At 48.9% G+C, this 1,431-nt stretch carries 1 tRNA gene and 1 pseudogene; one reads left to right on the top strand and one right to left on the bottom strand.

Annotation, left to right across the window (positions count from 1 at the left end):
- Positions 1-186 precede the first annotated feature (186 nt).
- A tRNA-Ile gene (locus tag NSCA4_RS0100095) sits at positions 187-262 on the top strand.
- A gap of 23 nt (positions 263-285) precedes the next feature.
- Here the strand turns inward: NSCA4_RS0100095 and NSCA4_RS12505 are convergent.
- Positions 286-1,313, bottom strand: a pseudogene (locus NSCA4_RS12505) (tyrosine-type recombinase/integrase).
- Positions 1,314-1,431: the final 118 nt, after the last annotated feature.

Raw genomic sequence — 1,431 nt, forward strand, 5'->3', positions numbered from 1 at the left:
GTAACACTGTGAAGCCGCACCGCAGTTTGAAGTCTTGCAGGCTTATTTTTCTCAACCTTTGGTGTAAACAACGCGACGTTTTCCTACACTTGAGGCAAGGTGCTTATGGATAAAATATACGGTGGTAAAAGCCAAGCGGTCCTTGTCTCTGTAATATTTTATGATACAATATGCCCTTTCTCTTGAGGGTCTGTAGCTCAGGGGTTAGAGCAGGGGACTCATAATCCCTTGGTCGTGGGTTCGAAACCCACCGGACCCACCAATTAAATCAATGCCTTGCGTAAGCTAGGCATTTTTTTCAAGTCGGCACTGTGTCCAATCTGTGTCTTTACATAGTCCGATTCCGTCCAATACCTCGGCATGGGCTTGAAGATGTTCCGCCGACAAATGTGCGTAACGGCGTACCATTTGAACGCTTTCCCAACCGGCCATCTCCTGTAAGGCGGACAACGGCACGCCAGACTGAACCAGCCAGCTCGCCCACGTGTGCCGAAGATCGTGCCAGCGGAAATCAGAAATTCCTGCCTTTCCCAAGGCGTTTTTCCAAATTCTCGAGCTGATGCTTTGAACTTTTCGTCCATTGGAATAAGTAAAGACAAATTGGGAATGCTTCCCCATCTGCCTTGATATTACGCCTATGGCCGTATCATTCAGGGCTACACCTATCGCCTTGCCTGATTTGCTTTCGTCGGGATGTATCCATGCGGTTCTTCCCGTCAAATCCACTTGCTGCCATTCCAAATCCAAAACATTGCGCTGACGCAATCCCGTGGATAAGCTGAATATGACCATTTCAGCTATATAGTCGGGCAATGCGGCAATCAACCTATTTGCCTCATCTTTCGTCAGCCAGCGGATCCGCCGTTTGGGCTCTCGATAAAGCGTCAGATGGGGAGCTCTTTCCAAACACCCCCATTCCTTGACGGCTTTGTTCAGTATGGCGCGAATCAGTGCAAGATAACGGTTTTTCGTGCTGTCGGAGCAGTTCTTTTTTGTGACGGTATCCATGATGAAATCACGGGTCAAGTGATGCAGGTAAATCCCGCGCAGTTCCGGCAGACCACGCAATCTGCACAAATCGTTCCCGATGCTTTTCTTGCTGCCATTCTCTTCAATCCACCTGACTGCGGCCTCCTCCCACAGCCGTTTCGGTTTTTCGTCAAAATGCTCGTGCTGCCATAACTCGTATGCAATTTATTGTGCAGCCTTTGCGCTTTCTGCTTGTTTTTAGTGCCAGCAGACTGTCTAATTCTGCGGCCGCTTTCTGTCCTAATATCGACGTAGTAAACGCCTTTTCGTAAGTAGATCGGCATTTTGCTTTGCTCCTGTGTTCGAGCGAAGCCTGCACCTGTTCATTTTCTTTTTGCATCAGAAAAACGTCAAGTGCGGCTTGGGTAATACAATAACGGCGGCTGGGTCGGCTGGCCTCAA

The sequence above is a fragment of the Neisseria sicca 4320 genome, from assembly GCF_000193735.1.
GTDB lineage: Bacteria > Pseudomonadota > Gammaproteobacteria > Burkholderiales > Neisseriaceae > Neisseria > Neisseria sicca_E.